Origin of the sequence: Massilia agrisoli (assembly GCF_020831365.1) — a bacterium.
Classification (GTDB): domain Bacteria; phylum Pseudomonadota; class Gammaproteobacteria; order Burkholderiales; family Burkholderiaceae_D; genus Telluria_A; species Telluria_A agrisoli.
In genome coordinates, this window is record NZ_JAJHPV010000020.1 from 391,097 (window position 1) to 417,156 (window position 26,060).

26 protein-coding genes and 1 tRNA gene are annotated in these 26,060 nt (G+C 61.3%); 13 read left to right on the top strand and 14 right to left on the bottom strand.

Translation table 11 applies throughout. From position 1 onward, the window contains the following. Window positions 1–11 precede the first annotated feature (11 nt). From LMJ30_RS18415 to LMJ30_RS18435, 5 genes are all read right to left on the bottom strand, one after another. Window positions 12–752: an ABC transporter ATP-binding protein gene (locus tag LMJ30_RS18415; RefSeq protein ID WP_229433872.1), complete on the bottom strand. Its 741-nt coding sequence runs from the start codon at window positions 750–752 to the stop codon at window positions 12–14. Continuing rightward, on the bottom strand, window positions 745–1,506 hold the full coding sequence (locus LMJ30_RS18420) for an ABC transporter ATP-binding protein (protein ID WP_229433873.1): 762 nt from the start codon (window positions 1,504–1,506) through the stop codon (window positions 745–747). The genes LMJ30_RS18415 and LMJ30_RS18420 overlap by 8 nt, the downstream gene beginning before the upstream one ends. A gap of 1 nt (window position 1,507) precedes the next feature. Next, window positions 1,508–2,701 carry a substrate-binding domain-containing protein gene (locus LMJ30_RS18425; RefSeq protein ID WP_229433875.1) on the bottom strand — a complete coding sequence of 398 codons (1,194 nt, stop codon included), beginning with the start codon at window positions 2,699–2,701 and terminating at the stop codon, window positions 1,508–1,510. Between the two features lie 26 nt (window positions 2,702–2,727). Beyond that, entirely contained in the window at window positions 2,728–3,600 is an 873-nt protein-coding gene (locus LMJ30_RS18430) for an alpha/beta fold hydrolase (RefSeq protein ID WP_229433877.1), read from the bottom strand. 122 nt (window positions 3,601–3,722) lie between these two features. Further along, the gene (locus LMJ30_RS18435; protein WP_229433879.1) at window positions 3,723–6,023 is read right to left on the bottom strand and encodes a TonB-dependent receptor; all 2,301 of its coding nucleotides are present in this window, start codon (window positions 6,021–6,023) and stop codon (window positions 3,723–3,725) included. 264 nt (window positions 6,024–6,287) lie between these two features. Between LMJ30_RS18435 and LMJ30_RS18440 the strand changes: the two genes are divergently transcribed. Continuing rightward, window positions 6,288–7,226 (top strand): LysR family transcriptional regulator, encoded by a 939-nt coding sequence (locus LMJ30_RS18440; RefSeq protein WP_229433881.1) that lies wholly within the window; start codon window positions 6,288–6,290, stop codon window positions 7,224–7,226. Window positions 7,227–7,228: 2 nt separating this feature from the next. Here the strand turns inward: LMJ30_RS18440 and LMJ30_RS18445 are convergent, their stop codons facing one another. After that, on the bottom strand, window positions 7,229–8,377 hold the full coding sequence (locus LMJ30_RS18445) for a GNAT family N-acetyltransferase (RefSeq protein ID WP_229433882.1): 1,149 nt from the start codon (window positions 8,375–8,377) through the stop codon (window positions 7,229–7,231). A gap of 35 nt (window positions 8,378–8,412) precedes the next feature. On the opposite strand from LMJ30_RS18445, the gene LMJ30_RS18450 reads away from it, so the two are divergent. The 4 genes from LMJ30_RS18450 (at window position 8,413) to LMJ30_RS18465 (ending at window position 12,116) form a co-directional block, all read left to right on the top strand. Beyond that, the gene (locus tag LMJ30_RS18450; RefSeq protein WP_229433884.1) at window positions 8,413–10,464 is read left to right on the top strand and encodes an NAD(+) synthase; all 2,052 of its coding nucleotides are present in this window, start codon (window positions 8,413–8,415) and stop codon (window positions 10,462–10,464) included. A gap of 107 nt (window positions 10,465–10,571) precedes the next feature. Further along, complete coding sequence (phbB, locus tag LMJ30_RS18455; protein WP_229433886.1) at window positions 10,572–11,294, top strand: acetoacetyl-CoA reductase; 723 nt, start codon at window positions 10,572–10,574, stop codon at window positions 11,292–11,294. A gap of 9 nt (window positions 11,295–11,303) precedes the next feature. Continuing rightward, window positions 11,304–11,714: a bacteriohemerythrin gene (locus LMJ30_RS18460; protein ID WP_229433888.1), complete on the top strand. Its 411-nt coding sequence runs from the start codon at window positions 11,304–11,306 to the stop codon at window positions 11,712–11,714. 63 nt (window positions 11,715–11,777) lie between these two features. Continuing rightward, on the top strand, window positions 11,778–12,116 hold the full coding sequence (locus LMJ30_RS18465) for a P-II family nitrogen regulator (protein WP_169466069.1): 339 nt from the start codon (window positions 11,778–11,780) through the stop codon (window positions 12,114–12,116). Between the two features lie 349 nt (window positions 12,117–12,465). Here LMJ30_RS18465 and LMJ30_RS18470 read toward each other — a convergent pair whose 3' ends face one another. The 3 genes from LMJ30_RS18470 to trxB all read right to left on the bottom strand — a co-directional run bounded on the left by LMJ30_RS18470 (window position 12,466) and on the right by trxB (window position 14,797). Next, entirely contained in the window at window positions 12,466–13,071 is a 606-nt protein-coding gene (locus LMJ30_RS18470; protein WP_229433890.1) for a trimeric intracellular cation channel family protein, read from the bottom strand. A 91-nt stretch (window positions 13,072–13,162) separates the two neighbouring features. Then, window positions 13,163–13,831 (bottom strand): Smr/MutS family protein, encoded by a 669-nt coding sequence (locus tag LMJ30_RS18475; RefSeq protein WP_229433892.1) that lies wholly within the window; start codon window positions 13,829–13,831, stop codon window positions 13,163–13,165. 9 nt (window positions 13,832–13,840) lie between these two features. Next, the gene (gene trxB / locus LMJ30_RS18480; protein WP_229433893.1) at window positions 13,841–14,797 is read right to left on the bottom strand and encodes a thioredoxin-disulfide reductase; all 957 of its coding nucleotides are present in this window, start codon (window positions 14,795–14,797) and stop codon (window positions 13,841–13,843) included. 192 nt (window positions 14,798–14,989) lie between these two features. Between trxB and LMJ30_RS18485 the strand changes: the two genes are divergently transcribed. From LMJ30_RS18485 to LMJ30_RS18495, 3 genes are all read left to right on the top strand, one after another. Continuing rightward, window positions 14,990–17,344 carry a DNA translocase FtsK gene (locus LMJ30_RS18485; protein WP_229433895.1) on the top strand — a complete coding sequence of 785 codons (2,355 nt, stop codon included), beginning with the start codon at window positions 14,990–14,992 and terminating at the stop codon, window positions 17,342–17,344. A 24-nt stretch (window positions 17,345–17,368) separates the two neighbouring features. Then, entirely contained in the window at window positions 17,369–17,998 is a 630-nt protein-coding gene (lolA, locus tag LMJ30_RS18490) for an outer membrane lipoprotein chaperone LolA (protein ID WP_371873044.1), read from the top strand. A gap of 197 nt (window positions 17,999–18,195) precedes the next feature. Continuing rightward, entirely contained in the window at window positions 18,196–19,503 is a 1,308-nt protein-coding gene (locus tag LMJ30_RS18495; RefSeq protein WP_229433898.1) for a replication-associated recombination protein A, read from the top strand. Between the two features lie 4 nt (window positions 19,504–19,507). On the opposite strand, the gene LMJ30_RS18500 is transcribed toward LMJ30_RS18495, so the two are convergent. Further along, entirely contained in the window at window positions 19,508–19,864 is a 357-nt protein-coding gene (locus tag LMJ30_RS18500; RefSeq protein ID WP_229433900.1) for a winged helix-turn-helix domain-containing protein, read from the bottom strand. Window positions 19,865–19,955: 91 nt separating this feature from the next. Here LMJ30_RS18500 and LMJ30_RS18505 point away from each other — a divergent pair, with 91 nt between their 5' ends. The 5 genes from LMJ30_RS18505 (at window position 19,956) to LMJ30_RS18525 (ending at window position 23,065) form a co-directional block, all read left to right on the top strand. Then, window positions 19,956–20,507: a hypothetical protein gene (locus LMJ30_RS18505; protein ID WP_229433901.1), complete on the top strand. Its 552-nt coding sequence runs from the start codon at window positions 19,956–19,958 to the stop codon at window positions 20,505–20,507. A 95-nt stretch (window positions 20,508–20,602) separates the two neighbouring features. Then, window positions 20,603–21,046, top strand: coding sequence for a hypothetical protein (locus LMJ30_RS18510; RefSeq protein ID WP_229433903.1), 444 nt, complete (start codon window positions 20,603–20,605; stop codon window positions 21,044–21,046). Between the two features lie 150 nt (window positions 21,047–21,196). Continuing rightward, entirely contained in the window at window positions 21,197–21,397 is a 201-nt protein-coding gene (locus LMJ30_RS18515; RefSeq protein ID WP_229433904.1) for a hypothetical protein, read from the top strand. Between the two features lie 109 nt (window positions 21,398–21,506). After that, window positions 21,507–22,802, top strand: coding sequence for a serine--tRNA ligase (gene serS / locus LMJ30_RS18520; protein ID WP_229433906.1), 1,296 nt, complete (start codon window positions 21,507–21,509; stop codon window positions 22,800–22,802). Between the two features lie 172 nt (window positions 22,803–22,974). Further along, window positions 22,975–23,065, top strand: a tRNA-Ser gene (locus tag LMJ30_RS18525). A 112-nt stretch (window positions 23,066–23,177) separates the two neighbouring features. Here LMJ30_RS18525 and LMJ30_RS18530 read toward each other — a convergent pair. From LMJ30_RS18530 to LMJ30_RS18545, 4 genes are all read right to left on the bottom strand, one after another. After that, window positions 23,178–23,651, bottom strand: a complete 474-nt coding sequence (locus LMJ30_RS18530; protein WP_229433908.1) for an STY0301 family protein — start codon at window positions 23,649–23,651, stop codon at window positions 23,178–23,180. Then, window positions 23,648–24,052, bottom strand: coding sequence for a BPSL0067 family protein (locus LMJ30_RS18535; protein WP_229433910.1), 405 nt, complete (start codon window positions 24,050–24,052; stop codon window positions 23,648–23,650). The genes LMJ30_RS18530 and LMJ30_RS18535 overlap by 4 nt, the downstream gene beginning before the upstream one ends. A 183-nt stretch (window positions 24,053–24,235) precedes the next feature. Beyond that, a complete protein-coding gene (locus LMJ30_RS18540) occupies window positions 24,236–24,772 on the bottom strand; it encodes a response regulator transcription factor (RefSeq protein WP_229433912.1) in 537 nt (178 codons plus the stop codon). Further along, window positions 24,772–26,034: an ATP-binding protein gene (locus LMJ30_RS18545; protein ID WP_229433914.1), complete on the bottom strand. Its 1,263-nt coding sequence runs from the start codon at window positions 26,032–26,034 to the stop codon at window positions 24,772–24,774. The genes LMJ30_RS18540 and LMJ30_RS18545 overlap by 1 nt, the downstream gene beginning before the upstream one ends. Window positions 26,035–26,060: the final 26 nt, after the last annotated feature.

Here is a 26,060-nt window from a genome sequence, read left to right on the forward strand (position 1 = left end):
GGTGTTGATTCCTATTGATGGGAGTCGAGCGAGAGGCCGAGCAGGCGCTGTTGCAGGTCGCGGTCATCGACCAGGTCCTGCATCGGGCCGGCGTGCACGACGCGGCCATCGTCCATGACGGACACGGTGTCGCCCAGCTTCTTGACGAAATTGAAGTTCTGCTCGACCAGCAAGATGGTGGTGTCGGTGTCCTTCAGTTCGCGGAAGGCGTCGATCAGGTTATTGATGATGGCCGGCGCCAGCCCCTTGGTCGGTTCGTCCACCAGCAGCAGCTTGCGCGGCTCGACAATCGCGCGGGCGATCGCCACCATCTGCTTCTGGCCGCCCGAAAGCAGGCCGGCGGGGTAGTTCCAGAATTTTTTCAGGGCCGGGAAGAAGCCGAAGATCCATTCGAGGCGCTGGGTGTCGAGCGGGCCGTTGCGCGCGGCGAGGTAGAGGTTCTCACGCACGGTCAGCGCGGAGAACACGGCCATCGATTCCGGCACGTAGGCAATCGACGCCATGGCGATGTCCGGCGTCTGCAGCGCGGTGATGTCGCGCCCATCGAACCCGATGCTGCCGGCGCTGGCGTGCCACATGCCCATGATGGTGCGCAAGGTGGTGGTCTTGCCGGCGCCATTGCGCCCCAGGAGGACCGACAGGCCGCCGCGCGGCACCACCAGGTCGACGCCTTGCAGGATGTGGTACTGGCCGATGTGGGTGTGCACGCCGGAGAGCTGCAGCAGTGGTTCGGCGTCGCTCGGCTTATGCATGTTCGGGTGCTCCAAGGTAGGCTTCCTGCACGATCGGCGAGGCCATCACTTCGACCGGATTGCCGTCCGCGACCAAGGTGCCGTTGTGTAAAACGATGATGCGGTCGGCCAGCGAACGCACCACATCCATCTTGTGCTCCACCAGCAGCACGGTCTTGCTGCGCTCGGCCTTGACCTGGTGGATCAGGTCCAGCACGACCGGCACTTCGTCGACGCTCATGCCGGCGGTCGGTTCGTCGAACATCATCACTTCGGGTTCGAGCGCGAGCAGGATCGCCACTTCAAGCTTGCGCTTGTCGCCGTGGGACAGGGCCGCCACGCGGGTTTCGCGGCGGTCGGCCAGCGCAACCCGTTCGAGGTAATGCTCGGCGCGCGAAATCAGTTCGGTGTGCGAGAACCACACCGAGAACATGTTCATGCCGATGCGCGCCCGGCTTTGCACCGCGAGGCGCACGTTCTCGATCACCGACAGGTTGGGGAACAGGTTGGTCAGCTGGAAGGCGCGGCCGATGCCCATCGTGGTGCGCTTCGCCGCGCCATAGCGCGTGATGTCGACGCCGTCGAGGTGCACGCTGCCGGAGCTGGCAGGCAGCTGGCCCGAGACCAGGTTGAAGTAAGTGGTCTTGCCGGCCCCGTTGGGGCCGACGATCACGGTCAGCGTGCCGGGATAGAAATCGGCGCTGACCTGGTTCACCGCGACATGGCCGCCGAAGCGGATGGTCAGGTCGCGGGTAGACAGCGAAGGCGTGGTCATATTAACGCTTGTTCCTTACCGGTACAGGCAGTTCGGATGCCGGGATCTCGCGCACCAGTTCCAGCAGGTCCCATTCGTCTTTCTGCGTCTTCTTGATGCGGAAGTGGTACATCGACTGCATCGCCTGGTGGTCCTGCTTGCGGAAGCTCATCTTGCCTTTCGGGGTCTCGAAGTCCATGCCTTCCATCGCCGCGATCAGCTTTTCGGTGTCGCCCGAGCCGGCCTTTTTAAGCGCGGTGACGACCGCGCTGGCGGCCGCAAAACCGCCGGCGGTGAACATGTCAGGCGGCGCCTTGAAACGCTTTTTGTGCTCCGCGACGAACCAGTCGTTCATTTTGTTCTTCGGGAAGTCATAGTAGTAGTAGATGGTGCCTTCGGTGCCGGCGTAGTTACGCCAGGTCTTCATCACCGGCAGGATGTTCCCGCCCGGCGCCAGCGCGATGCCGTAACGGCCGGGCTGCATGTCGGCGATCTTGTTCATCGGGCTAGGGCCAGCCCAGACGATGCCGAGCACGCGCGGCTGCGGCTTGTCCTTAAGCGCCGCGAAGATGCGCTGGGCCGACGCGGTGAAGTCGGTGGCGGTCTGCGGTGCGTATTCCTCATGGACGACCTTGGCCTTGCTGCCGGTCGCCGCCAGCGCTTCCTTGCCGGCCTTGATCGCATCCTTGCCGAACGCGTAGTCCTGTGCGAGGAAGGCGACGCTGCCGCCTTTGAGCGTCGCCGCGGCCGACAGCGCATCCTGCATCGAGTTGCGCGCGGTGCGGAAGATGTAGCGGTTCCATTTGTCGCCAGTGATGGCGTCGGCTACGGCCGGCTCGATGATCAGCACTTTCTTGTATTCCGCCGCGACTGGCAGCATCGCGATGGCGGAACCCGACGAGGTGGTGCCGACCGCGATGTCGACCTTGTCGTCGCCATAGGCTTCCGCCAGCAGGGTACGGCCCAGGTCAGGCTTGCTCTGGTCATCCTTGACGATGACCTTCAGCTTGCGGCCGTTGATTTCCATTTTGCCGCCGGTGAGGTATTCGAGGCCCATCATGAAACCGGTCTCGGTCTCTTTCGCGTAAGCCTCGAGCACGCCGGTCTTGCCAGCGATGAGGGCGACCTTGAGGTCCGGCGCGGCCATTGCGCCCAGCGGCAGGGTGGCGGTGAAAGCGGCCAGCACGGCGGCCGAAACGATAGTCCTCTTGTTCATGCTTGTCTCCTAGATTTTGGTACTGCTTAATCGACTTGCGACAAAAACGTCCGGATCGCGTCAAGCGCCGGCGGCTCGGTCAGCATCGGCGCGTGGCCGACGTTGGGCACTTCGGCGTACAGCATCTTCGGCGCGGCTTTTTTCATGTAGCTGGCCTGTTCCGCTTCTACCAGGTCTGACAGGGCACCGCGCACCAGCAGTGTCGGACGCTTGCGCGCCAGGTGGCGGAAGGCGTATTTCGACATCAGCGATTGCGACTTCAGCTTGCCGGAACTGATGGGCTGTGCGATGTTCGGATCGTACCTCATGACCAGTTCGCCCTGTGGATTTTCTGCAAAGGCGCGCTGCGCCCATTTGCCCCATTCCTCCATGGTGTTTTCGGGGAAGGCGGACTCGTTGATGTTCTTGACATATTCGGTGGCCTCGACCCATGACGCGGGCTGCGTCGCCTTGCCCGCGTAGCCGGCGATGCGCGCCAGGCCTTTCTCGGACAAGATGGGGCCGACGTCGTTGAGGATGGCGGCGCTGATCAGGCGCGACTTGCGCAAACCGAGGGTCATCGTGATGATCCCGCCCATCGAGGTGCCGATAAAGACGGCGCGCTCTATGCCAAGGTCGTGGGCCAGCTTGATGATGTCGTCGGCGTAAACGATTGGCTGGTAGTGGGCCGGGTTCGGGTCGCGTGCCGACTTGCCGCGGCCGCGCACATCGACGGCGATCACGCGCCGTCCCAGGCTGGCGATCATGGGCGCCAGTTCGTCGAAGTCGCCGGAGTTACGCGTCAGCCCGTGGATGCAGATCACCGGCAGCCGCGCGGGGCCGCTGTGCGATGCATAGTCCCGCGCATACAGGGCCAGGCCATCGGTGCTGGTGTAGCGGATTTCAGAAAATGTGGACACGCTGCAGATCCTGGGCAAGGTGGTTGTATTTATATGATTTCGCCGATCGTAGGGCCGCAGGGGGCCATGGCTGGCCATGAAGGCCAGCCACGGTGCTGCGTTTCGAGCGGGTTACGGGTGAATCAGAAGCGGTATTCGAGCGTTGCCGATACCGTGCGCGGATTACCGTAGAACGCGGTCAGGACACCTTCGTTACCCAGGGTAGGGAACAGGTAGCCGCCGGTTTTGTACTCCTTGTCGCCAAGGTTCTTGCCATGCAGGCCGGCGCGGATCTTGCCGTTCGCGCTGGTCCAGACGACGCTGGCATCCCACAAGGTGTACGCATCCTGGTCCAGCAGCGAGGTGGTCTCGAACTGGTTGGTGTCGTCTTTGTACGAGGCGTTGCCCGACAGGGTCAGGCGGCCGGTGCGGCCCATGATCGGCATCGGGATATCGTACGCGGCGCGCAGGTTGGCCGAGTTCTTCGGCGTGTTCTGGAACACGCGGTTGGCCGACTGGTCGACACCGGCAACGATGAAGCGGGTGTACTCCGCGTCGATCCAGCTGTACATGCCCGACAGGGTGAAGTTATCGGTGACGCGGGCATTCGCTTCCAGCTCGAAGCCCTTGATCTTGGCCTTGCCGGCGTTGGTGGTCACGCCGGCGAAGCTGTCGTCGCGGCCGTCGCCGTTGGTGTCCACCGCAACCGAGCCAGGGATCTGGACATCTTTGTAGTCGCTGTTGAAGACGGCGATGTTGGTCAGGAAACGGTCGTTGTTGAAGGACGATTTCAGGCCGAGTTCAAAGGTGTCGATGGTTTCAGGAGCGTAGCCTGCACGGGCTTGCGCCGGGCTCAGCTTGGTGCCGAACACGTTCATGCGCGGGTCGAAACCGCCGCCCTTGAATCCGCGCGCAAACGAGCCGTACACGTTGTGGGCGTCGTTCATCTTGTAAGCGACACCGACTTTTGGCGTGAACTTCTTGTCTTCGCGTTCCAGCTCGCCATTGGTGAAGTTGGTATCGGTGCGGAAGAACACGGCCGCCGGATTGCCAAGCTCCGGCGAACCGCCGGTGCCCAGGTAGATCTGGCGCAGGATGCTCGCCTCGCGCTTGTCGACGGTGTAGCGGCCGCCCGCCGACACGCTCCATGCGTCGTTGATCTTGTAGTTGGCGTCCGCGAACACGGCCCATGCCTTGGTGTCGATGTCACCCTTGGTAAAGGTCGAGCTGGCAAACGGCGCGGCCAGGATGGTATCGAAGATGTTGAATGCGTTGGCGTCGATGTAGTACACGCCGGCCACGCCCTGCAGCTTGTCGCCGGTGTAGGTGACCTGGAACTCCTGGCTGAACTGCTTGTTCTTGTACAGCGCAGGGACGTGGAAGTCGGTGGCCGCGAGCGAGTCGAAGTCGATCGGGGCGTACGACTTGTCGCGGCGCGACGCGGTGACGGACTTGAAGGTCAGGACGTCGGAGATGTCCCATTCGATCAGGGCCGAAACGCCGTGGGCGCTGACTTCCTGGTCATGGCCCAGGGCCTGGGTCAGGTTGGCGCGGGTGTCGAATACATTGCTCAGGATAGGCGCGCCGCTGGTGCGGCCCACGATCAGGCGGTGGCCGTTGCGCGGGTTCGAGTCGTCCTGGGTTGCGTCGGCGGCGATGCGGATGAACAGGTCGGTGGTCGGCGTAAATTCGGCCGAAATCCGCGCTGCCGTCAGGTCCTTGTCGTAGTTGCCTTGGCCGGTGGTCAGGTTGGTGCCGAAGCCGTCGCGGGTGAACTTGGCGATCGACGCGCCAACGCGCGCGGTCTCGGACAATGGCGTGCTGGCGGTGAGGATGCCGTCAAGCTGGCCGTGGTTGCCGGCGGTCGCCTTGACGCGAACGTCGGTGGTTGGCGCCAGTTTGCGGGTGACGTATTTGACTGCGCCGCCGATGGTGTTACGGCCGTACAGCGTGCCCTGTGGGCCGCGCAGCACTTCGATGCGCTCGACGTCATAGATCTCGGCCACGGCGCCTTGCGGGCGGGCCAGGTAGATATCGTCGAGGTAGATGCCGACGCCGGACTCGAAGCCCGCCAGCGGATCCTGCTGGCCGACGCCGCGGATGAACGCGGTCAGGGTCGAGTTGGTGGCGCGCGAGGACTTGAGGGTGGTATTCGGGAGCGAGAAGGCGAGGGCGGTGATGTCCGGGATCCCTTGCTTGGACAGCTGCTCGGCGCTGTAGGCGGTGACCGATACCGGCACGTCCTGCAGCGTTTCTTCGCGGCGGCGGGCGGTAACGACGACTTTCCCTACGTTGTTTTCGGTCGCCACGTCGGTGGCAGCAGCCTGTGGTGCTTCGACAGGTGCGGTCTGGGCATGGGCCAGGCCCATGGCGCCGCCGGAAATGGCGAGCAGTGCGGCAGCGGAGCGGTTCAACAGCTTCAGTTTCTTTTTGGTAACACGCATCTTGTGTCTCCTTCTTTTATTAGTGGTATGCGGGACAAAAATCGCACGCAACGGAGTGTGCCCCTATTTCATCGTGTCCGAAAGCTAACAACACGCCCAACGGTTGTGCAAAATTGCACAATGGCTCACCTCGCTAGGGCAGCGCACCTTAGCAGGGCATCGCCAGGTATGTATTGATCTGGATTTATATTTGATTTCAGGGGGATTGCCACGGCAATGTGCAGTGGTGCACAATATTGCTCATGAATAAATCATATTCGCCCCATGAATAACCATACGCTGCCGGAATGGACCGACCTGCGCTTCTTTTTGGAGCTGGCGCGTGCGGGGACTTTGTCTGGGGCGTCGCGCCGGCTGGAAGTCGAGCACACCACGGTGGCGCGGCGCATCGACCGGCTAGAGGCGCAGTTGGGAACCACGCTGTTCGACCGCAGCCGTGAAGGGTATGAGCTCACCGAAATGGGGCAGGCGCTGCTGCCGCACGCGGAGGCGATGGAGAGCGCGGCGCTGGCCGCCACCGAACAGCTGAGCGGGAACGAGGTGTCGGTGCACGGGGTGGTGCGGCTCGGCGTGCCGGAGCTGTTCGCGGTGCGCGTAGTGGCGCCGCTGATGGTGAAGATGCTGCAGACACATCCCGAGCTGAGCGTGGATTTGCTGGTGCTGCCGCGCTTTGCGAACCTGGCGAACCGCGAAGCGGACCTGGGGGTGATGCTTGATCCGCCGACCACGGGGCGGTACATGATTACCCGGCTGGCTACTTTCCGCATGCAGCTGTATGCGGCGCCGTCATACCTTGCGAGACATCCGCCGATTCTTTCACACCTCGACCTCGCGCCGCATGACTTCGTCGATTATGTCCAGGACCGGCTGCCGAGTTCCGAGTTGAGCTATCTGGCCGAGCTGGGATTCACACCGCGCAGGCGCCTGTGCTGTACCGGCATGCCGGCGCAGATCGAGGCAGCAGCTGCGGGGATGGGGCTGATCATGGCGCCGCCGTATGCGGTGCCCGATGACGGACGGTTGGTGCCGGTGCTCAGTGAATTCCATGCAGAGCGTTCGTTCTGGCTGGCGGCGCCGACTGACCTTTTCCGGCTGCAGCGGGTGAGGGCGGTATGGAATGTGCTGCGCGAATATGCGGAGGCGAGGCCGTCGCTGTTTATGCAGACCAGTGAACCGGTCAGGCCGCTGCGGGTAGGCCCTTAGCTTTACACGATTTTGGGATCTGTTCGAAACGGATTTCGATCGTTAAGTTCGTCAATGTAGGCCTCAATACCGCCGCTTTCGCGTTCCAGGAAGCGTTCGATAGCATCAGCGAATGCCTCATGTGCCAGCCAATGCGCTGACCACGTCCGCGTCGGCAGGAAGCCGCGGGCCATCTTGTGTTCCCCCTGTGCGCCGCCTTCGAATACGGCGATCTTCTGCTCGATGCAGAATTCAAGCGGCTGGTAGTAAGCGGTTTCAAAGTGAAGGCAGGGGACATGTTCCAGCTCGCCCCAGTAGCGCCCGAACAGCGTGTCTTGGTTATGGATCACCATCGATGACGCCACCGGCTCGCCGTCCCGCTCCGCGATCACGAGCAGGATATTGTCGGGCATTGTCCGGCCGATGCGCAGGAAGAAGTCGAGGTTCAGGTAGGGCGTCGAGTGGTGGTCGCGATAGGTGTGGCGGTAACAGCGGTTGAACAAGCGCCAGTCGGCTTCCGTCACATCGATGCCCCGCACACGCCGCAGTACCACCCCGGCCTCATGCACCTTGCGCCGCTCGGCGTTGATGTTCTTGCGCTTCTTCCGCTCCAGCGTGGCGAGAAATTCGTCAAAATCCCGGTAGCCCGGATTCAGCCAATGGAACTGCACGCCGCTTCGAAGCATATAGCCCGCCTCGGCAAGCTGCTGGGCTTCTGCTTCCGGCGGATAAAGGATGTGGGTCGATGACACGCCCGATGCCTGCTGCGTCGCGCGCAGGACGTCGATCAGCGCGGCGCGCGCGGCGGCGTCTACCGCCATCAGGCGTGGCCCGGTCACCGGCGTGAACGGAATCGCAGACAACAGCTTTGGGTAATACTCAAAGCCGTTGCGGTGGTAGGCATCGGCCCACGCCCAGTCGAACACATATTCGCCATATGAATGCGATTTGACGTACAGCGGCAGCGCGGCGGCCAGTTCTGCGCCGTCATACAGCACGATGAATTGCGGCTGCCAGCCGCTTTCCTCGCTGGCGCTGCCGGACTCGTGCAGCGCGTGCAGGAAGGCATACGACAGGAAAGGGTTGGGCTTGTCCTGGCGCGCGACCAGGGTGTCCCATGCTGGCTGGCCGACCTCGGCCAGGGAAGAAACGATATGCGTGCGATAATTCATTTATATAAAACCACTCGTATTTTTGCGCGGAAGTCATGAAGAATAACTTTTTCAACCTTTACTCGCACGATTTCGCACGCGTTGCCGTCGCCACCCCTCGCTGCAAGGTCGCCGATCCGGGCTTTAACGCCGCCGAAACGATCCGCCTTGCGCAGGAAGCGGCCAGCCGCGGCGCGGTATTAGTCGCCTTCCCGGAGCTCGGTTTGTCGGCATATTCTTGCGATGATCTGTTCCAGCAGCGCGCACTGCTCGACGCCTGCGAAGACGCTTTGCGGCAGGTCACCAGCGCATCGGCCAGGCTATGCGCTGCCATTATCGTCGGACTGCCGCTGCGCGTCGGGCACCAGCTGTTCAATTGCGCGGCCGTGGTCGCGGGCGGAAAAGTGCTGGGCGTGGTTCCAAAGAGTTATTTGCCCAATTACGGTGAGTTTTACGAGGCGCGCCAGTTCAGCACTGCCGACTGCGCATCGACGACAACTGTAGAACTGCTCGGCGAAACCGTTCCATTCGGCGCCGAGTTGTTGTTTGAAGTCGAAAACCTGCCGCTGCTGCGTTTCCATATCGAGATTTGCGAGGACGTGTGGGTGCCCGTTCCGCCATCGTCGTTTGCGGCGCTTGCCGGCGCTACGGTGTTGGTCAACCTGTCGGCATCGAATGTGGTCGTCGGCAAGAGCGGCTACCGCCACCAGCTGGTCAGCCAGCAGTCGGCGCGCTGCCTCGCCGCCTACCTGTACACGTCAGCTGGCCTCGGCGAATCGTCCACCGATATGGCGTGGGACGGCCAGGCGCTGATCTACGAAAAGGGCGACCTGCTGGGCGAGGCAGAGCGCTTCAGCGATGAGTCGCACATTGTGTACGGCGACGTCGACCTTGAGCGGCTGTCGCGCGAGCGCTTCCACACCACCACCTTTGGCCAATCCGTGCGCCGCCATGCGGGCGAGGTGTCGAAGTTCCGCGTTATCCGCTTCGACCTGGAAGTGCCGCGCGAGGGCGAGTTGCCGCTGGCGCGCACTGTCGAGCGATTTCCTTACGTGCCGGCGGACCCTGCTCGGCGCGACGAGCGCTGCACCGAGGTGTACAACATCCAGGTGCAGGCACTGGTCCAGCGCCTTTCTTCAAGCGGGATTTCGAAGGTAGTCATCGGCGTGTCGGGCGGGCTCGATTCGACGCACGCACTGCTGGTGTGCGCCAAGGCAATGGACCGGTTGAACCTGCCGCGTTCGAATATCCTGGCCTACACCATGCCTGGCTTTGCGACCAGCGAACGCACCTTAAAGCAGGCGAAGGACCTGATGACGGCCGTCGGCTGTGCGGCGAAGGAAATCGATATTCGCCCGAGCTGCATCCAGATGCTGAAGGACCTCGGCCATCCATACGCGGAAGGAAAGGAAGAGTACGACGTCACGTTTGAAAACGTGCAGGCAGGGGAGCGGACCAGCCACCTGTTCCGGTTGGCAAACTTCAACAATGCCATCGTGATCGGCACGGGCGACCTGAGCGAACTGGCCCTCGGCTGGTGTACCTACGGCGTGGGCGACCACATGTCGCATTACAACGTAAACGCGAGCGTGCCAAAGACCTTGATCACGCACCTGGTGCGTTGGGTTGCCGATTCGGGCGCCATCGGGGCGGCAGGATCGGATGTGCTGATCAATATCCTCGACACCGAGATCAGCCCGGAACTGGTTCCCGGCAAGGCGGGCGACACCAAGCCGGCGCAAAGCACCGAACGCGTTATCGGCCCGTACGAAATGCAGGATTTCAATCTCTATTACATCTTGCGCTACGGGTTTGCGCCGTCGAAAGTGGCGTTCCTGTCGTACTCGGCCTGGAGCAAGCGCGATGCCGGCGTTTGGCCTGATGCGCCGCACGCCAGCCGCAACGAGTATGCGCTGCCGGAGATCAAGCGCTACCTCGGCATCTTCCTCTACCGCTTCTTCAAGACCAGCCAGTTCAAGCGTTCCTGCGTGCCGAATGGCCCGAAGGTCGGCAACGGCGGCTCGCTGTCGCCGCGCGGAGACTGGCGTGCTCCGAGTGACTCCGAGGCAACTGTCTGGATGAATGACCTCGACAATATTCCGGACTGAGCAGAAATTATTTATACCGTTCTTGATGCAGCTTAAGTACGCGCGGTGACACGGCCGCGGTTCGGTAATACAGTTGGGATTAGTGCCGCAGCTGTGAAGGAACCGCCATGCAGAGAACCGCGCTTGTCACCGGAGGAACCCGGGGCATAGGCCAAGCTATTTCCGTTGCTCTACACGCGGCTGGCCACCGCGTTGCAGCCGTTTATCAAAGCAATACCGACGCTGCCCGTGCTTTCTCGGAAGCCAGCGGCATCCCTGTTTTCCAATGGGACGTGTCCGACTTTGAGGCCTGCCGACACGGCGTGGGCAAGGTGTCGGAAGCGCTCGGGCCGGTGGACATTCTTGTCAACAACGCCGGCATCACAGACGACGCCATGTTGTATCGCATGTCTGTGGAGCAGTGGTGGAGCGTCATCAATACCAATCTCGGCTCAATGTTCAACATGTCGCGCCACGTCATCCACGGCATGCGCGAACGCGGCTTCGGCCGCATCATCAACATCAGTTCGATCAACGGGCAAAAAGGCCAGCTGGGCCAAGCCAACTATTCAGCCGCGAAGGCGGGCATCCTTGGCTTTACCAAGGCGCTGGCGCTGGAGAGCGCGCGCAAAAACGTCACCGTCAATGCCATCGCGCCAGGATATTGCGATACGGCGATGGTTGCAGAGGTGCCGCCCGATGTGCTGAAATCGATCGTCGACACCATACCGGTAGGGCGCCTGGGCACACCGCTGGACGTGGGGCGCATGGTCGCGTTCCTGGCTGACGACGCGGCTGGTTTCATCACTGGCGCTACCTTCAATGTCAATGGCGGCCAGTACCTGGCGTAAGGAGGGGAGATGGATGTACTTGAGTGGGTTCCGGCGATGGAGCTGGGCCACCCGGCGCTCGATGAAGCGCATAAGGCCCTGTTCCATGAAATGATGCGCTTGTACGTCGCGCCGGATAGCGAACTGGCCGAAGGTTTGCCGCTGCTATGTGACAAGCTCGAACGTGACTTCCGCGAGGAAGAAGACCTGATGGAAGCCATGGATGCTCCGCATATGAAGGAGCACCGTGAGCAGCACGCCAGGGTGCTGAGTGCCTTGCACCATGTTGAGGCAGGCGAACCGGCGGCGGCGCGCGAGGCGGTGATGCTGTTGCCGCAGTGGTTCCAGCTGCATCTGGCGACGATGGACAGGTCGTTGGCAGCGTTTGCGTCTGCATCCGGCATGCAGAAGCGGGAGAATGGAGGCTACGCAACCTTGTAGAAAGCACCACGGTGGTCGCTCGTCGTTTAAAATAGCAGGCGAACCACCTTACAAGGAGAAGCCATGAAACAGATTACCTGCGTGATCAAACCGTTCAAGCTGGACGAAGTGCGCGAAGCGCTGGCCGACGTGAACGTGACCGGGCTGACCGTAACCGAGGTGAAGGGCTTTGGCCGCCAGAAGGGCCACACCGAGCTGTACCGCGGTGCTGAGTACGTGGTCGATTTCCTGCCGAAGGTGAAGATCGAGGTGGTGGTGGATGACGGGATGGTGGAGCAGGTGGTTGATGCCATCATCAAGGCGGCGCGCACCGGCAAGATCGGCGACGGGAAGATTTTCGTGCAAGAGGTCGAGCAGGTGATCCGGATTCGCACCGGCGAAACGGGGCCGGAGGCAGTTTAAGTTTCGTACGCGGCACTACAGCCATGCAAACACGGCGGATGACGCGCTTCGCGCTCTTCCGCCCGACGCTGTTGAGATGATCCGTAGGGCGGATAAGCGCAGCGCATCCGCCGAATTGAGGACGCCGACACGCGTGCAAACATCCGCTATCGTCGTTTCTATGTAGGGCGGAAGAGCGAAGCGTCATCCGCCGATCTATGCAGCCGCGCCAACGGTGTGTCCGTATTCGCGGGCTCGCATGGCAAATTCGGCGGATGCGCTCCGCTTATCCGCCCTACGGTCGGCGGTCAACGGGTCGCGGAGATGGAAAAGCACGGCGCGGATTGCCAAATTACCAGCGCAAAATACGCTACCGCCCCATCTGGATATCAAACCGCCACGTCAGCAGCCGCAGTCCGGTAATAAACGTGGCGCTCGACCACAGCGCAAAGTCATGCGGGAATTCGAAATGCCGCATGAGTAAATACATCCAGCTTCCCAGGAACGAGCAGATCGCGTATGGCTTCCCGTCCCGGAACACCATCGGTACCTCGTTACAGACGATATCCCGCAGCACCCCGCCAAAAATCCCGGTAATCACGCCCATCATCGACGCGATAAAGATCGGCATATCGGCGTCCAGCGCAGCCGACACCCCCGCAATCGAAAACAATCCCAGCCCGATCGCATCCGCAATCACGATCAGCTTCTCGGACAGCACATGCCTTAGCGTGCGGATCAGCGGCGACGCCATCAGCGCAAGGATAAAAATGAGAATCGCATATTCCTGGTGCCTGACCCAGAACAGGGGCCGCAGGTCGAGCAGGATGTCGCGCAGCGTGCCGCCGCCGAACGCGGTAATGAACGCAACCGTGAACACCCCGACCAGGTCCATCCGCTTGCGCCGCGCTTCGATGAAGCCCGAGAACGCGCCGACCAGGATCGCCATGATTTCGATGAATTTAATGAGGGTCATGCATTAGGAGAAAGATAGCGATGTTGCTACCTTACCATGCGCATGACGGCAGGGGGAAGGGCGCGCAGCGCCCTCGGCAGTCCAGGCGGTGTCAGAGCGCGGGCAGGGCCGCCCTCAGCAGGACAATCAGTGCGCCGTGGGGGCGCCCGTCCATGTTTGCGGCGCAGAAGGCGATCACATCGTCTTTCTGCTCGAGCCAGCTGTGCACCATCGAGCGCAGCACCGGTTCGCCGCCAGCCGAGCCGAGGCCCTTGCCATGAATAATGCAGACGCAGCGCAGCTTGCCCTTGACCGCCCGGCGCAGGAAATCGCCAAGCTGGTCGCGCGCGGTGTCGCGCCGCATGCCGTGCAGGTCGAGCTCGTCCTGCACCTTCCAGTAGCCTTTGCGCAGCTTTTTCAGCACGTCGGAACCAACGCCGCTGCGGGTAAAGCTGACACCCGGTTCGTCTTCGAGCAGATGCTCGACATCAAAGTCGTCCGACAGCGATTCGCGCAGCACCGCCGCATCGTCCTCGGCCTGGGTGCGGAACTTTTGCCGTGGCGGAGGTGGATTGACCCCCGGCGGCGCGTTCGGCACATAGCGGTTCGACTCGGGCAGCTTCTTAACGCCGCCGAGCGAGCTGCGGAACACATTGGCTTCCTGCTGCGCAATGCGTTCACGCTTCTCGCGCTCGGCTTTTTCAATGGCGCGCTGCTCTTCCTGGGCCTTGAGCGATTCGCGCAAGGCTTTCAGGTCGGCAAAGTCCTTCATCGACGCCATGATGCTTCCTTAGTCCTCCAGGCTTTCGAGGTAGCGCTGTGCATCCAGTGCGGCCATGCAGCCGGTGCCGGCGCTGGTGATCGCCTGGCGGTACACGTGGTCCTGCACGTCGCCGGCCGCGAAAACGCCCGGGATGTTGGTCGACGTTGCCATGCCTTCGAGGCCGGTCTTGGTCTTGATGTAGCCGTCTTTCATGTCCAGCTGGCCTTCGAAGATGCCAGTGTTCGGCTTGTGGCCGATCGCCACGAACAGGCCATGCACCGACAGCGGGGTAATGGTGCCGTCTTCGGTCGACTTGATATTAACGCCCGTGACGCCGCTTTCATTGCCGGTAACTTCTTCCAGCGTGTGGTTGTACTTGATAACGATTTTGCCTTCCTCAGCCTTGGCCTTGAGGCGGTCGACCAGGATCGGCTCGGCGCGGAACTTGTCGCGGCGGTGGATCAGGGTGACCTTGGTGGCGATGTTCGACAGGTACAGCGCTTCCTCGACCGCGGTATTGCCGCCGCCGACAACCGCCACTTCCTGGCCACGGTAGAAGAAACCGTCGCAGGTGGCGCAGGCGGACACGCCTTTGCCCATAAATGCCTGTTCCGACGGCAGGCCGAGGTACTGGGCCGAAGCGCCGGTGGCGATGATCAGCGCATCGCAGGTGTAGGTGGCGGTGTCGCCAACCAGGCGGATCGGCTTCTCGTTCAGGTAGGTCGTGTGGATGTGGTCAAACACGATTTCGGTGTTAAAACGCTCCGCGTGCTGCAACAGGCGCTGCATCAGCTCAGGACCTTGCACGCCCATCGGGTCGCCCGGCCAGTTCTCGACATCAGTGGTGGTCATCAGCTGGCCGCCTTGCTCGACGCCGGTCACCAGCATCGGCTTCAGGTTCGCTCGCGCCGCATAAACTGCTGCGCTGTAGCCGGCTGGGCCGGAACCGATAATCAGGACTTTGGCGTGTTTGGTAGTGGTCATGGGAGCTTCTATCGAAATGTGTATGAGACGAAACTGGGGTTTATCTATGCCAGATCAAGTGACGCTTGGGTACTAAATGCGTAGCCAAGATTATAGACGATGATGCGTACGTGCATGAATGATGGGCATGTATTGCAATATATGGCTTAGAATGGACGGATTGCAGTTATAGCAGCAGCGCGTTACCTCAGAATGACAAAGACTACCCAAGCTCAAACTTCCAGTTATACCCGCAACACCACCGTCCGGCAGCCGCTGCCGAACCGCCTGGTGCGCCTGCTGTCCGAGGCGCGCTGGATCGCGCTTGCCGTGGTGTTCCTGTATTTCGTCATGATCCTCCTTAGCTATAACAAGGGTGACCCGGGCTGGTCGCACGAGGTGCAGGTGCCGAAGGTGATCAACCTCGGCGGCCGCGCCGGCGCATGGCTGGCCGACCTGATGCTGTTCGTGTTCGGATTCTCCGCCTGGTGGTGGTGCGTCTGTTTCCTGCGGCTGGTCTGGAAGGGCTACCGCTCGCTGACCGACAAGTTTGTGATGGAGCGCGAGTCCGACCCGGAGCATGAGCATGAAGGCGCGATCCGCTGGATCGGCTTTGCGTTGCTGTTTATCGGCAGCGTCGGGATTGAGTACCTGCGCATGCGCTCGCTGAACGTGCAGCTGCCCTTCGTCAATGGCGGCGTGCTGGGCAAGATGATCGGCCAGAATGCGCATGACGCCTTCGGTTTCACCGGCGCCACATTGCTGCTGCTGGCGCTGTTCGCGCTGGGTTTCTCGCTGTTCTTCCAGGTGTCATGGATGGCGGTGGCCGAGCGTATCGGCGAGGCAATCGAGAACGCCATCGAATGGTTCCGCCTGCGCTACCAGGACCGCGAGGACCGCAAGCAGGGTGAAGTGGCGGCCGTCAAGCGCGATGAAGTGGTCGTGCACGAGCGCGCCAAGCACGTTGAAAAGCACGTTTCGGCGCCACCGGTCAAGATCGAGCCGCAGGTGGTCGAGGTCGTCAAGTCCGAGCGGGTGCAGAAGGAAAAGCAGGCTGCCTTGTTCCAGGACCTGCCAGGCGACTCCAACCTGCCGCCGCTGTCGCTGCTGGATGAACCACCAGAAACGCAGGAAACGGTTTCCGTCGAGACGCTGGAATTCACCAGCCGCCTGATCGAGAAGAAGCTGTCCGACTTCGGCGTCGAAGCCAAGGTCGTGGCCGCTTACCCCGGCCCGGTCGTTACCCGCTACGAAATCGAACCGGCAACCGGCGTCAAGGGCAGCCAGATCGTCGGCCTGGCGCGCGACCTGGCCCGTTCGCTGTCGCTGACCTCGATTCGCGTCGTCGAAACCATTCCAGGCAAGAACTACATGGCGCTGGAACTGCCGAATCCGAAGCGCCAGATCGTGCGCCTGACGGAGATCGTCGGATCCAAGGTCTACAACGACAGCCCGTCCAACCTGACCGTTGCGCTGGGCAAGGACATCGCCGGCAAGGCGGTCGTGGCCGACCTGGCCAAGATGCCGCACCTGCTGGTCGCGGGTACCACAGGCTCGGGTAAGTCGGTGGGTATTAACGCCACCATCCTGTCGCTGCTGTACAAATCCGACCCGGCCGACGTACGCCTGATCCTGATCGACCCGAAAATGCTGGAAATGTCGGTGTACGAAGGCATCCCGCACCTGCTGGCGCCGGTTGTCACCGACATGCGCCAGGCCGGCCACGCCCTGAACTGGGCCGTGAACGAGATGGAACGCCGCTACAAGCTGATGAGTAAGCTGGGCGTGCGTAACCTGGCCGGCTACAACGCCAAGATTGCCGAGGCGGCAAAGCGCGAGGAACACATCCCGAATCCGTTCTCATTGACCCCGGATGCGCCCGAGCCTCTTGAAAAACTGCCAACCATCGTCATTATTATTGACGAGCTGGCCGACCTGATGATGGTCGTCGGTAAGAAGGTCGAGGAACTGATCGCCCGTATCGCCCAGAAGGCGCGTGCGGCCGGCCTGCACCTGATCCTGGCAACCCAGCGTCCATCGGTCGACGTTATTACCGGCCTGATCAAGGCAAACATCCCGACCCGTATCGCGTTCCAGGTGTCGTCGAAGATCGACTCGCGCACCATTTTGGACCAGATGGGTGCGGAAGCGCTGCTCGGCATGGGTGACATGCTGTACATGCCGCCGGGTACAGGCCTGCCGATCCGGGTCCACGGCGCCTTTGTTTCGGACGATGAAGTGCATCGAGTTGTAAAACATCTGCAATCTCTTGGCGAACCGAATTACATTGAAGGCATCCTCGAAGGGGGAACGCTGGAAGGCGAGGGCGGCGCAGAAGGCGGCGCAGCCGGCGAAGCGGGAGGCGAGGCCGATCCGATGTACGACCAGGCAGTCCAGGTTGTGCTCAAGAACCGCCGCGCATCGATTTCGCTGGTGCAGCGCCACCTGCGCATCGGCTACAACCGTGCGGCGCGCCTGCTGGAACAGATGGAAAACAGCGGGGTCGTCTCCGCAATGCAATCCAACGGCAATCGGGACATTCTCGTTCCTGCTGCCAGTGCTGAATAGAGAAGGAACACAATGGGTATCAGCTTGAAATCTACATTGAGCGTTGTCGTTGCCGCAGGCGCGTTGGCGCTGACGGGCTCGGCGTACGCAAGTGCGCTGGCCCAGTTCAAGACTTTCGTTGCCACCACCAAGGCAGCGCGCGGCGAATTCACGCAGCGCCAGGTCAAGAAGACCGAAGGCAGCAAGGTGTCGCCGCCGGCCACCGGGACCTTTGTCTTCGCGCGTCCCGGCAAGTTCATCTGGACGTATCAGAAGCCGTATGACCAGCTGCTGCAGGCCGATGGGGACCAGCTCTATATCTATGACAAGGACCTGCACCAGGTGACGGTCAAGAAACTGGGGAATGCGCTCGGCTCGTCGCCGGCCGCCATCCTGTTTGGCAGCAACGACCTGGAGAAGAATTTCACGCTTAGCGAAGCTGGCACGCGCGATGGTTTGGAATGGCTGAACGCCACGCCGAAGACCAAGGACACCGCGTTCGAGCAGATCAGCATCGGCCTGCGCAACGGCGCGCCGGAGGCAATGGAGCTGAAGGATGCGTTCGGGCAGACCTCGTTGCTGGCGTTTCAGAAGTTCGAGAAGAACCCCAACCTTGGCGCCCAGCAGTTCAAGTTTGTCATGCCGAAGGGCGCGGACGTCTTCAACAGCAACTAACACCGTGTCGTTCCCGACCCGGTCGGGAACCCATGCTGACTGTCCAAAGCCTGCTCAATGGATTCCCGCATTCGCGGGAACGACAGGGTTTCACATTCCTTGGCAAATTCGATACTGCGCGTCCGAACCCGGCCGGCGCAGCCGTTGTCATATAATTTTGCCACGTACAACCCTACAATACCGATCCGGACCCACCCGTGGATGACCTTTTCAAGACCGAGCCTTCGCCGCCACTGGCCGAGGCGTTGCGCCCGGCCACCATCGACGAGGTGATCGGGCAGAGCCATTTGCTGGCCCCCGGCAAGCCGCTGAATCTCGTATTCAAGTCCGGCAAGCCGCACTCGATGATCCTCTGGGGCCCTCCGGGCGTCGGCAAGACCACGCTCGCGCGCCTGACCGCCAATGCCTTCGGATGCGAATTCATCGCGCTGTCGGCGGTGCTGTCCGGCGTGAAAGACATCCGCGCATCCATCGAACAGGCTGAGCATTACCTGGCCGGCGGCAAGCACACCATCCTGTTCATCGACGAGATCCACCGCTTCAACAAGTCGCAGCAGGACGCCTTGCTGCCATTTGTTGAATCTGGCCTCGTCACCCTGATCGGCGCCACCACCGAGAACCCTTCGTTTGAAGTCAACTCGGCGCTGCTGTCGCGCTCGCAAGTATATGTATTGAAAGCGCTGACGGACGCCGAGATGCTCCAGCTGCTCAAGCGCGCGCAGGAAAGGGTTCTGCAGCATCTTAAATTCGATGAAGTAGCAATCGCCACGCTGATCGGTTACGCCGACGGCGACGCGCGCCGCTTCCTTAACTTGCTGGAACAAACCAAGACCTCGGCGGAAACCTCAGGCATCACCACCATCACCGGCGAATTCGTCGATAACGCGCTGACGCTCAATTCGCGCCGTTTCGACAAGGGCGGGGACAACTTCTACGACCAGATATCTGCGCTGCACAAGTCCGTGCGCGGCTCGCATCCTGACGCTGCCCTGTACTGGCTGTGCCGCATGCTTGATGGTGGCGCCGACGCCAAATACCTGTCGCGCCGCATCGTGCGCATGGCATGGGAAGACATCGGCATTGCCGACCCGCGCGCCATCCAGCTGGCCAACGATGCCGCGGCGACCTATGAACGGCTCGGTTCACCAGAAGGCGAACTGGCGCTGGGGCAAGCGGTGATCTACCTTGCAATTGCGGCAAAGAGCAATGCCGGCTACAACGCGTACAACCGCGCGATGGCGTTCGTCAAAAAAGACAAGTCGCGCGAAGTGCCGGTCCACCTGCGCAACGCGCCGACCAAGCTGATGAAGGAACTCGGCTACGGCCACGAGTACCGCTACGCGCATGATGAACCGAATGCCTATGCGGCTGGCGAAACCTACCTCCCCGACGGCATGGCCGAACCGCGCTGGTACGAGCCGGTCCCGCGCGGCATCGAAGCCAAGATCGCCGAGAAACTGGCGTGGCTGCGCAGCCTCGATGAAGATGCGCAGGCCCGGGATTGACGCCTTAACCGTTTCGCGCTGCCTTCACCATGGCAGCAGACAATTCGTCAAAATAAGATAGTGCAGCCTGCGTCAGTTCGACCTGCTTTCGACGGCTGTCTTCCGTATCCGACAGCGTGATCCACCCTTTTTCCCGCATCGATTTCAGCCGCGTATGAAGCGTGGCCGGCGCACCCAGTTCGTCACGCGCCATCACGTCCCGTACGCTCAGCCGGCTGTTCGCCTGCCCGGCACGCGCCACCAGTTCGAGGATCCGCTCCTCCAATGGATCGAGTGCGGGTAGCGATGGCAGGCCGCGCAACGCTGCCGTCAGGTTCAGGAAGCGCAGGTACAGGTCGGCAGGGCGGGTGGGCTTGGTCATCTGTATCAGGTTGGCGTCATTGATGATTTATTGCAGCTTACTTACTGTATGTATATACTTTTGATTGTCAATAACTGTGGGTAGCTCAACGATGTCGCAAGCTCGTCTCAACGTGTACATGGCTTGTGCTACCGTTCTTCTTTTTTGCTTTGCTCTCGTCCTGAACGAACTGCTATTTACGCAGCTCGAATTCGCTCGCGGTATCAACTGGATCTACCTGCCCGCCGGAATGCGCCTGCTGTGCATCCTGCTGTTCGCCGAAGCCGGGGCGGTTGGCCTGCTGCTTGTTTCCTGGGGCGTCTGCTTCCTGTATTTCTTCCCCGATGATGTGCTGCGCTCGTTCGTAGGCGGCGTCATCGCCGCCGCTGCTCCCTACCTTGTGTATCGCGGTGCTGGTTGGCTGGCCGGAGCGCGTACGTCGCTGGCGGACCTGACGCCAACGCGCCTGCTCGCCTACGCGGTCGTGTTCTCGATTGCGAGTCCCTTGCTGCACCACGTATGGTTCGCGTTGCGCGGGCAGGACAACCTGCTCTCGGGCTTTCTGGTCATGGCTGCCGGCGACCTCGCTGGCACACTCGTCGTGCTGTATTCAGCCAAAGCCCTGCTCACCCTGGCCTCTCCCCGCTCGGCCGCGCCGCGCTAGATTTAAAATCTTACCAGAGTTGAACTAATTTCTGTACAGGAACCAGTTTCTTATGTAGAGTTTCGCTCTAAATATTAGAGCAATCGGGGCGGGGTATGAAACTGAAATCGAAACTGGTGCGTGCAGCGGCATTATCTGCAATGGTCGGCCTGATGAGTTTGCAGGCTGGCTGCGGCACGGAGGTCGGTGCGCAAATCGCGAGCGCAATTCTTCCGGCCGATGTGCACGACGTAACGGCCAGCGTCAATCGAAAAATCTCAGAAGGAAAGTTCAAGGAAGCGCAGGACGAGGGCATGGATTACCTGCAAGACCATGAGGACAAGTCTGGCCAGTTGGCCTGGGCGCTCGCCCGGGCCAGCGCAAGGCTCAGTAACCATCAGCTGGCCGTGAAATTCGCCGGCCAAGCCTACAATGCCGGCGCCGTAAGCACTGTGCAACTGATGTCCGAGCCGATGCTCGCGCCGGTGCGAACCGAGCTACGCATCACGCTGCTGCACCCCGGCGTTGACGCCGCTGATGCGGCTGGCGCCCTGCCTTAGAGTAGAGGGGCGGGTGCTGGAAACGCCTCAATCCGTGATTTTTACAGCTTGTTCCGCGATTCCGGCGCTTCATCGCAAGCCGGTGGCTACTGGTGCTGCGGGTGGTTAAAGTACCACCATACCAACCCGCACCGCACTAAGGAGCCCACCATGAACATCCGTAAAAACGCCGAAGCCGTCTTCCTTGCAGCCACCGTCCTGTGCACGTTTGCGGCGTACGCAACGGCTGAAGTCCCGAACTACCGCGCTGCCACCGCAGTCCAGGTTGCCTTGGCTTCCGACGCCAACATGCAAGTGGTCGTCATCAAAGGCAAGCGCCTGACCGCCGCCGAAAAAGCACAGCTCGATTGATATAAACGAGGTAGCGGGCACGGCGCAGTTGGCTGCATCGTGAAACTCGCAGGAAATGCCTGTCGGCTTGGTACAATTGCGGTTTCGCCATATCCGCCCATCCCGACAAATGATAGACATCCAATTACTTCGCAAAGACATCGACAACGTCGCGGCGCGCCTCGCGACCCGCAAGTTCCAGCTCGACGTGGCAGGATTCAACGCCCTCGAAGCGGAGCGTAAAGCGATCCAGACGCGCACCGAAGAGCTGCAGGGCAAGCGCAATTCGCTGTCCAAGCAGATCGGCATGATGAAGGGCAAGGGTGAAGACACCTCGGCCCTGATGGCGGAAGTCGGCGGCCTGGGCGATGAGCTGAAGGCGAACGAAACCTCGCTGGCCGACGTGCAAGCCAAACTGGCGGCCTTCATGGAATCGGTCCCGAACCTGCCGCACGCATCCGTGCCAGTGGGCACCGATGAAAGCGGCAACGTCGAAGTACGCAAGGTCGGCACGCCGCCTGCGTTTGACTTCGAAGTGAAAGACCACGTCGACGTCGGCGGCCCGCTCGGCCTCGATTTCGACGTCGCGACCAAGCTGACCGGATCGCGCTTCTCTGTGATGAAAGGCGGCATCGCCCGCCTGCACCGCGCGCTCGCGCAGTACATGCTCAATACCCACACGGGCGAGCACGGCTACACCGAGTGCTACACCCCGTACCTGGTCAACGCCGACTCGCTGCGCGGCACCGGCCAGCTGCCGAAATTCGAAGCCGACCTGTTCTCGGTGAAGAAGGGCGGCGCGGAAGGCGAGGGCGAGAACTTCTACCTGATCCCGACATCCGAAGTGTCGCTGACCAACCTGGTGCGCGATGAAATCGTTGCCGCCGACCAGTTGCCGATGAAGATGACGGCGCACACCCCGTGCTTCCGCTCGGAAGCAGGCAGCTACGGCCGCGACACCCGCGGCATGATTCGCCAACACCAGTTCGACAAAGTCGAAATGGTCCAGGTCGTGCATCCGGAAACCTCGTACGACGCGCTGGAAGAAATGGTCGGCCACGCAGAGACCATTCTCAAGACGCTCGGCTTGCCTTATCGCGTCATGTCGCTGTGCACTGGCGACATGGGCTTCGGCGCCACCAAGACCTACGACCTCGAAGTATGGTTGCCAGCGCAGAATACCTACCGCGAGATTTCGTCGCTGTCGAACTGCGAAGCTTTCCAGGCACGCCGCATGCAGGCACGCTTCCGCAATGCCCAGGGCAAGCCTGAGCTGGTGCACACGCTGAACGGCTCCGGCCTGGCAGTCGGGCGCACCCTGGTCGCGGTGCTGGAGAACTACCAGCAAGCCGACGGCAGCGTGGTGATCCCGGAAGTGCTGCGTCCGTACATGGGTGGCATGGAGCGCCTGACCCCGGCAGGCTGACGCGAAAAGTTGCGGAAGAGGAAAATAATCAGGTTTTTTTGAATTTCGCTCTTCCGTTTTTGATGGGCGTTGTCTATAATCTTGTCTTCGCCGCAGTACGCGATTGTCGCAAGACAGAAATACCAGACCACACTTGTGCTGCTTTGGCAGCCAAGGGCTCGATTAGAACACCGGAGAGGTGGCAGAGTGGTCGAATGTACCTGACTCGAAATCAGGCGTAGGGTTTCCCCCTACCGTGGGTTCGAATCCCACCCTCTCCGCCAGCATTTGAAAAAGCCCTTGAATTTCAAGGGCTTTTTCTTTTTTGGTTCCATGGGCACTTCGATCGTCCAGCGTAATCCAGCAAAATCCTAAAACAGGAGTCGACCGTGCAGGTCATGGTCGAGCCGCCGGTCGAGTTGGCGAAGACTTCGCATCGGACGGCTGGCTGATCGGGCGGGCGCTACACGCAGCGTGCATCTCCGCCACCCCGCCAAGCTTCGCGTCTGTGTAGATGATTGAGCATTCCGTCGCGCTGTCTGGCATGCGCTTTGAAATCTGAATAGCGCCGCCGCCATCGTATGTGCAATAGAGCCACTTCTCATCGTCACCGCCAAAGATCCATTTTTGAACGCCAACCCCTTTAGTCTTGTCGGTCTTGAACGGGACGAGATAGGTCATCGAGTCGGGTGGGCCGGCCATCATGCCAAATCCAGTCAAACGAACGAAGGACGGGTTGTACCCTGTCCAACCCGTAGGAGCGTGCACGTTGACAGCGTCTTTTTGCAGAATCAGCGGGCATGATGTTTTCGGCTCGGAGGCGACGGCGAAGGGAAGGGCTAGTAGGTACAGGGCAAGTGCGCGCATCATTTCATCTCGATCACGTAATAGGCTTCGGCGGCATTGCTCGGGTCGCGCAATGTCCCGTCACGATGTTTAAGACCAGGCCGGATTAGGCGGGAAGCGACCCAGGGCCTCTTGTCGTCGTTCTTCCATTGGTCCATCACCCATATCGCGTTTCCCGAATAGGACAGAAAAAACGCGGCATGATTTCCAGTGGGCTTGTTCGGATAGCGCCCGTCGACAAAGGTGGCGATGGCCGTCCCCGGTTGCAATCCACGGCTGTCCACAACCTTGACCCCTGGCCGCCAAGATGAGGTAGCCAATCCTTTCAAACCCGGCGCTAATGCTTTGATGAGCGCGACGCAATCTCCGCCGTCAACCAACGCGTGTCGCTCGAGCGATTGAACTTCTCGATATACGTGTGGCATTTAGACCTCCGGCTTTTCGTCAAGCGATCACTTTGGAGGAGGCGGAAAATGTTGACGTGCTCTAGCGCAATAGAAGGCAGCTAGCCTCTTGCCGCTTCGCAAAAACGAGTCTCTAACGCATCAAGGGGGGAGGGGGGCTTGCTCGGTTGCGCTTTATCTGTTGCAGCGCCGGGCCCGGCCAGGCTAGCGCGCAACGGGCTTCTTGCCAAGCTTGCGCTGCAGTGTGCGGCGATGCATGTTCAATGCGCGCGCGGTGGACGAAATGTTCCCGTCATGTTCGGCGAGAACGCGCTGGATGTGTTCCCATTCCAGTCGGTCCACCGTCAGCGGCACCGGCGCTCTCGCGGAATCGGCCGCCCCGTCACCATCCGGGCTGGCCTTGAGCGCCGACAAAATCGAATCCACGTTCGCAGGCTTGGCCAGGTAATCGTCGGCGCCGAGCTTGATCGCCTGGACGGTCGTCGCAATGCTCGCGTACCCGGTCAGCACCAGCATGCTCGCGTGCGGCAATGCCTTGCGCAAGGGGACAATCCACTGCAAGCCCGAATCCTTCGCGAGATGCAGGTCGATCGTCACAAAATCAAACGCCGTCGTCGCTGCCGCGAGCAAGGCTTGCTCGCCAGTGTGCGCGACTGTGGTCTCGAAACCGCGCCGGCCCAGCGACCTCGCCAGTGTCGCGGAGAACACTTCATCATCATCGAGGACCAGGAAGGTCGGCATTATGCGAGCGGAAGCGAAATCGCTGCAAGCGTCCCGCCGGCAGCGGTCGAGGACAATCGAATCTCCGCACCGATCTGCCGCGCGGTCGCAAAAGCCAGCATCAGTCCCATTCCCTGTCCGCCCGTCGTGCTGCTGACCTGGTCATGGCCGAGTTGCTTTAACAGGTCGGGCGCGATGCCCGCGCCATGATCTTGTATGCGAATGGTGGCGGTGTGCGCGTCTACGCTTAGCGACAGCGAAATCGGCGTATCGCCAGGTGCTGCGGCGCGCGCGGCATTGTCAAGCAGGGTCAACAAAATCTGTCCGACAGCCCCCGTGTTGGCGATGCGCGCGTCGCTTTGCGCCAGCGCCAGTTCGAGCCGGGCGCCGGGGTGGCGCAGGCGCCAGCCTTCGATAAAGCGTGCCAGCCATTGGCCAATGACGACGGTGTGCGCAGCCGACGCCGCATCCGCGCCGGCGTGCTTGCCGAGCCGGTCGAGCGATGTTTTGCACACGGCGATTTGCGTTTCGATTGCGGCGAGGTCGTCGCGGAACTGCATCAGCGATGGATGCTTCTTCATTTCATGCAGCAGGTCGCCCGCTATCACGGCGATCGTTGCAAGCGGTGTGCCGATCTCGTGCGCTGCGCTGGCCGCTTGGGTGCCCAGGGCGACGATTTGCTCGTTCTGCAGGTGCTGCTGGCGCGCGCGCGCCAGTTGGGCGTCGCGCTCGCGCAGGGTGCTCGACATGCGCGCAACGAACCACGTAATGAGCGCGGCGGACAAGGCGAAATTCGCCCACATGCCGGCCAGGTGATAGGTGAAAGCGCGTTCGCCGGGGACGATTTGCAGCGGCACGTACAAGGTCATCATCAGCGAATAACATGCCAGGGAAAATATGGCCAGCAACAGCGAGAAGCCCCACGGCAGGATCGCAGCCGCAACGGCAAGCGCGGGGAGGTAAACGGAGACGAACGGGTTGGTCGCGCCGCCCGAGAAAAACAGCAGGCTGGATAAAGCCAGCAGATCGACGAAGAGCTGGATGAACAAGGTCCCGTCTCCCGTCAGGCGGGCTTTACGCAAACTCCACCAGGTCCACGCGTTAAATGCGGCCAGCAAAACGATCACGGTCAGCATCGGCGCCAGCGGCAAGTCAATGCCCAGCCACCAGTGCGCCGTCGCCACTGCGCTGAACTGGCCGGTGATGGCGATTACGCGCATCCACATGAGCCGGCGCAGGATTTCGTGCTGCGGCAAAGCTTTCGGGGCAGGGGAGAAGATCATGGTCCGATTATATCGGAGCGCATAGC

Excerpts from the sequence above, each read along its gene's own strand:
- LMJ30_RS18415 (WP_229433872.1), bottom strand. The coding sequence starts at position 752 with ATGCATAAGCCGAGCGACGCCGAACCACTGCTGCAGCTCTCCGGCGTG.
- LMJ30_RS18420 (WP_229433873.1), bottom strand. The coding sequence starts at position 1,506 with ATGACCACGCCTTCGCTGTCTACCCGCGACCTGACCATCCGCTTCGGC.
- LMJ30_RS18425 (WP_229433875.1), bottom strand. The coding sequence starts at position 2,701 with ATGAACAAGAGGACTATCGTTTCGGCCGCCGTGCTGGCCGCTTTCACC.
- LMJ30_RS18435 (WP_229433879.1), bottom strand. The coding sequence starts at position 6,023 with ATGCGTGTTACCAAAAAGAAACTGAAGCTGTTGAACCGCTCCGCTGCC.
- LMJ30_RS18440 (WP_229433881.1), top strand. The coding sequence starts at position 6,288 with ATGAATAACCATACGCTGCCGGAATGGACCGACCTGCGCTTCTTTTTG.
- LMJ30_RS18445 (WP_229433882.1), bottom strand. The coding sequence starts at position 8,377 with ATGAATTATCGCACGCATATCGTTTCTTCCCTGGCCGAGGTCGGCCAG.
- LMJ30_RS18450 (WP_229433884.1), top strand. The coding sequence starts at position 8,413 with ATGAAGAATAACTTTTTCAACCTTTACTCGCACGATTTCGCACGCGTT.
- phbB (WP_229433886.1), top strand. The coding sequence starts at position 10,572 with ATGCAGAGAACCGCGCTTGTCACCGGAGGAACCCGGGGCATAGGCCAA.
- LMJ30_RS18460 (WP_229433888.1), top strand. The coding sequence starts at position 11,304 with ATGGATGTACTTGAGTGGGTTCCGGCGATGGAGCTGGGCCACCCGGCG.
- LMJ30_RS18465 (WP_169466069.1), top strand. The coding sequence starts at position 11,778 with ATGAAACAGATTACCTGCGTGATCAAACCGTTCAAGCTGGACGAAGTG.
- LMJ30_RS18470 (WP_229433890.1), bottom strand. The coding sequence starts at position 13,071 with ATGACCCTCATTAAATTCATCGAAATCATGGCGATCCTGGTCGGCGCG.
- LMJ30_RS18475 (WP_229433892.1), bottom strand. The coding sequence starts at position 13,831 with ATGGCGTCGATGAAGGACTTTGCCGACCTGAAAGCCTTGCGCGAATCG.
- trxB (WP_229433893.1), bottom strand. The coding sequence starts at position 14,797 with ATGACCACTACCAAACACGCCAAAGTCCTGATTATCGGTTCCGGCCCA.
- LMJ30_RS18485 (WP_229433895.1), top strand. The coding sequence starts at position 14,990 with ATGACAAAGACTACCCAAGCTCAAACTTCCAGTTATACCCGCAACACC.
- LMJ30_RS18500 (WP_229433900.1), bottom strand. The coding sequence starts at position 19,864 with ATGACCAAGCCCACCCGCCCTGCCGACCTGTACCTGCGCTTCCTGAAC.
- LMJ30_RS18505 (WP_229433901.1), top strand. The coding sequence starts at position 19,956 with ATGTCGCAAGCTCGTCTCAACGTGTACATGGCTTGTGCTACCGTTCTT.
- LMJ30_RS18510 (WP_229433903.1), top strand. The coding sequence starts at position 20,603 with ATGAAACTGAAATCGAAACTGGTGCGTGCAGCGGCATTATCTGCAATG.
- LMJ30_RS18515 (WP_229433904.1), top strand. The coding sequence starts at position 21,197 with ATGAACATCCGTAAAAACGCCGAAGCCGTCTTCCTTGCAGCCACCGTC.
- serS (WP_229433906.1), top strand. The coding sequence starts at position 21,507 with ATGATAGACATCCAATTACTTCGCAAAGACATCGACAACGTCGCGGCG.
- LMJ30_RS18530 (WP_229433908.1), bottom strand. The coding sequence starts at position 23,651 with ATGATGCGCGCACTTGCCCTGTACCTACTAGCCCTTCCCTTCGCCGTC.
- LMJ30_RS18535 (WP_229433910.1), bottom strand. The coding sequence starts at position 24,052 with ATGCCACACGTATATCGAGAAGTTCAATCGCTCGAGCGACACGCGTTG.
- LMJ30_RS18540 (WP_229433912.1), bottom strand. The coding sequence starts at position 24,772 with ATGCCGACCTTCCTGGTCCTCGATGATGATGAAGTGTTCTCCGCGACA.
- LMJ30_RS18545 (WP_229433914.1), bottom strand. The coding sequence starts at position 26,034 with ATGATCTTCTCCCCTGCCCCGAAAGCTTTGCCGCAGCACGAAATCCTG.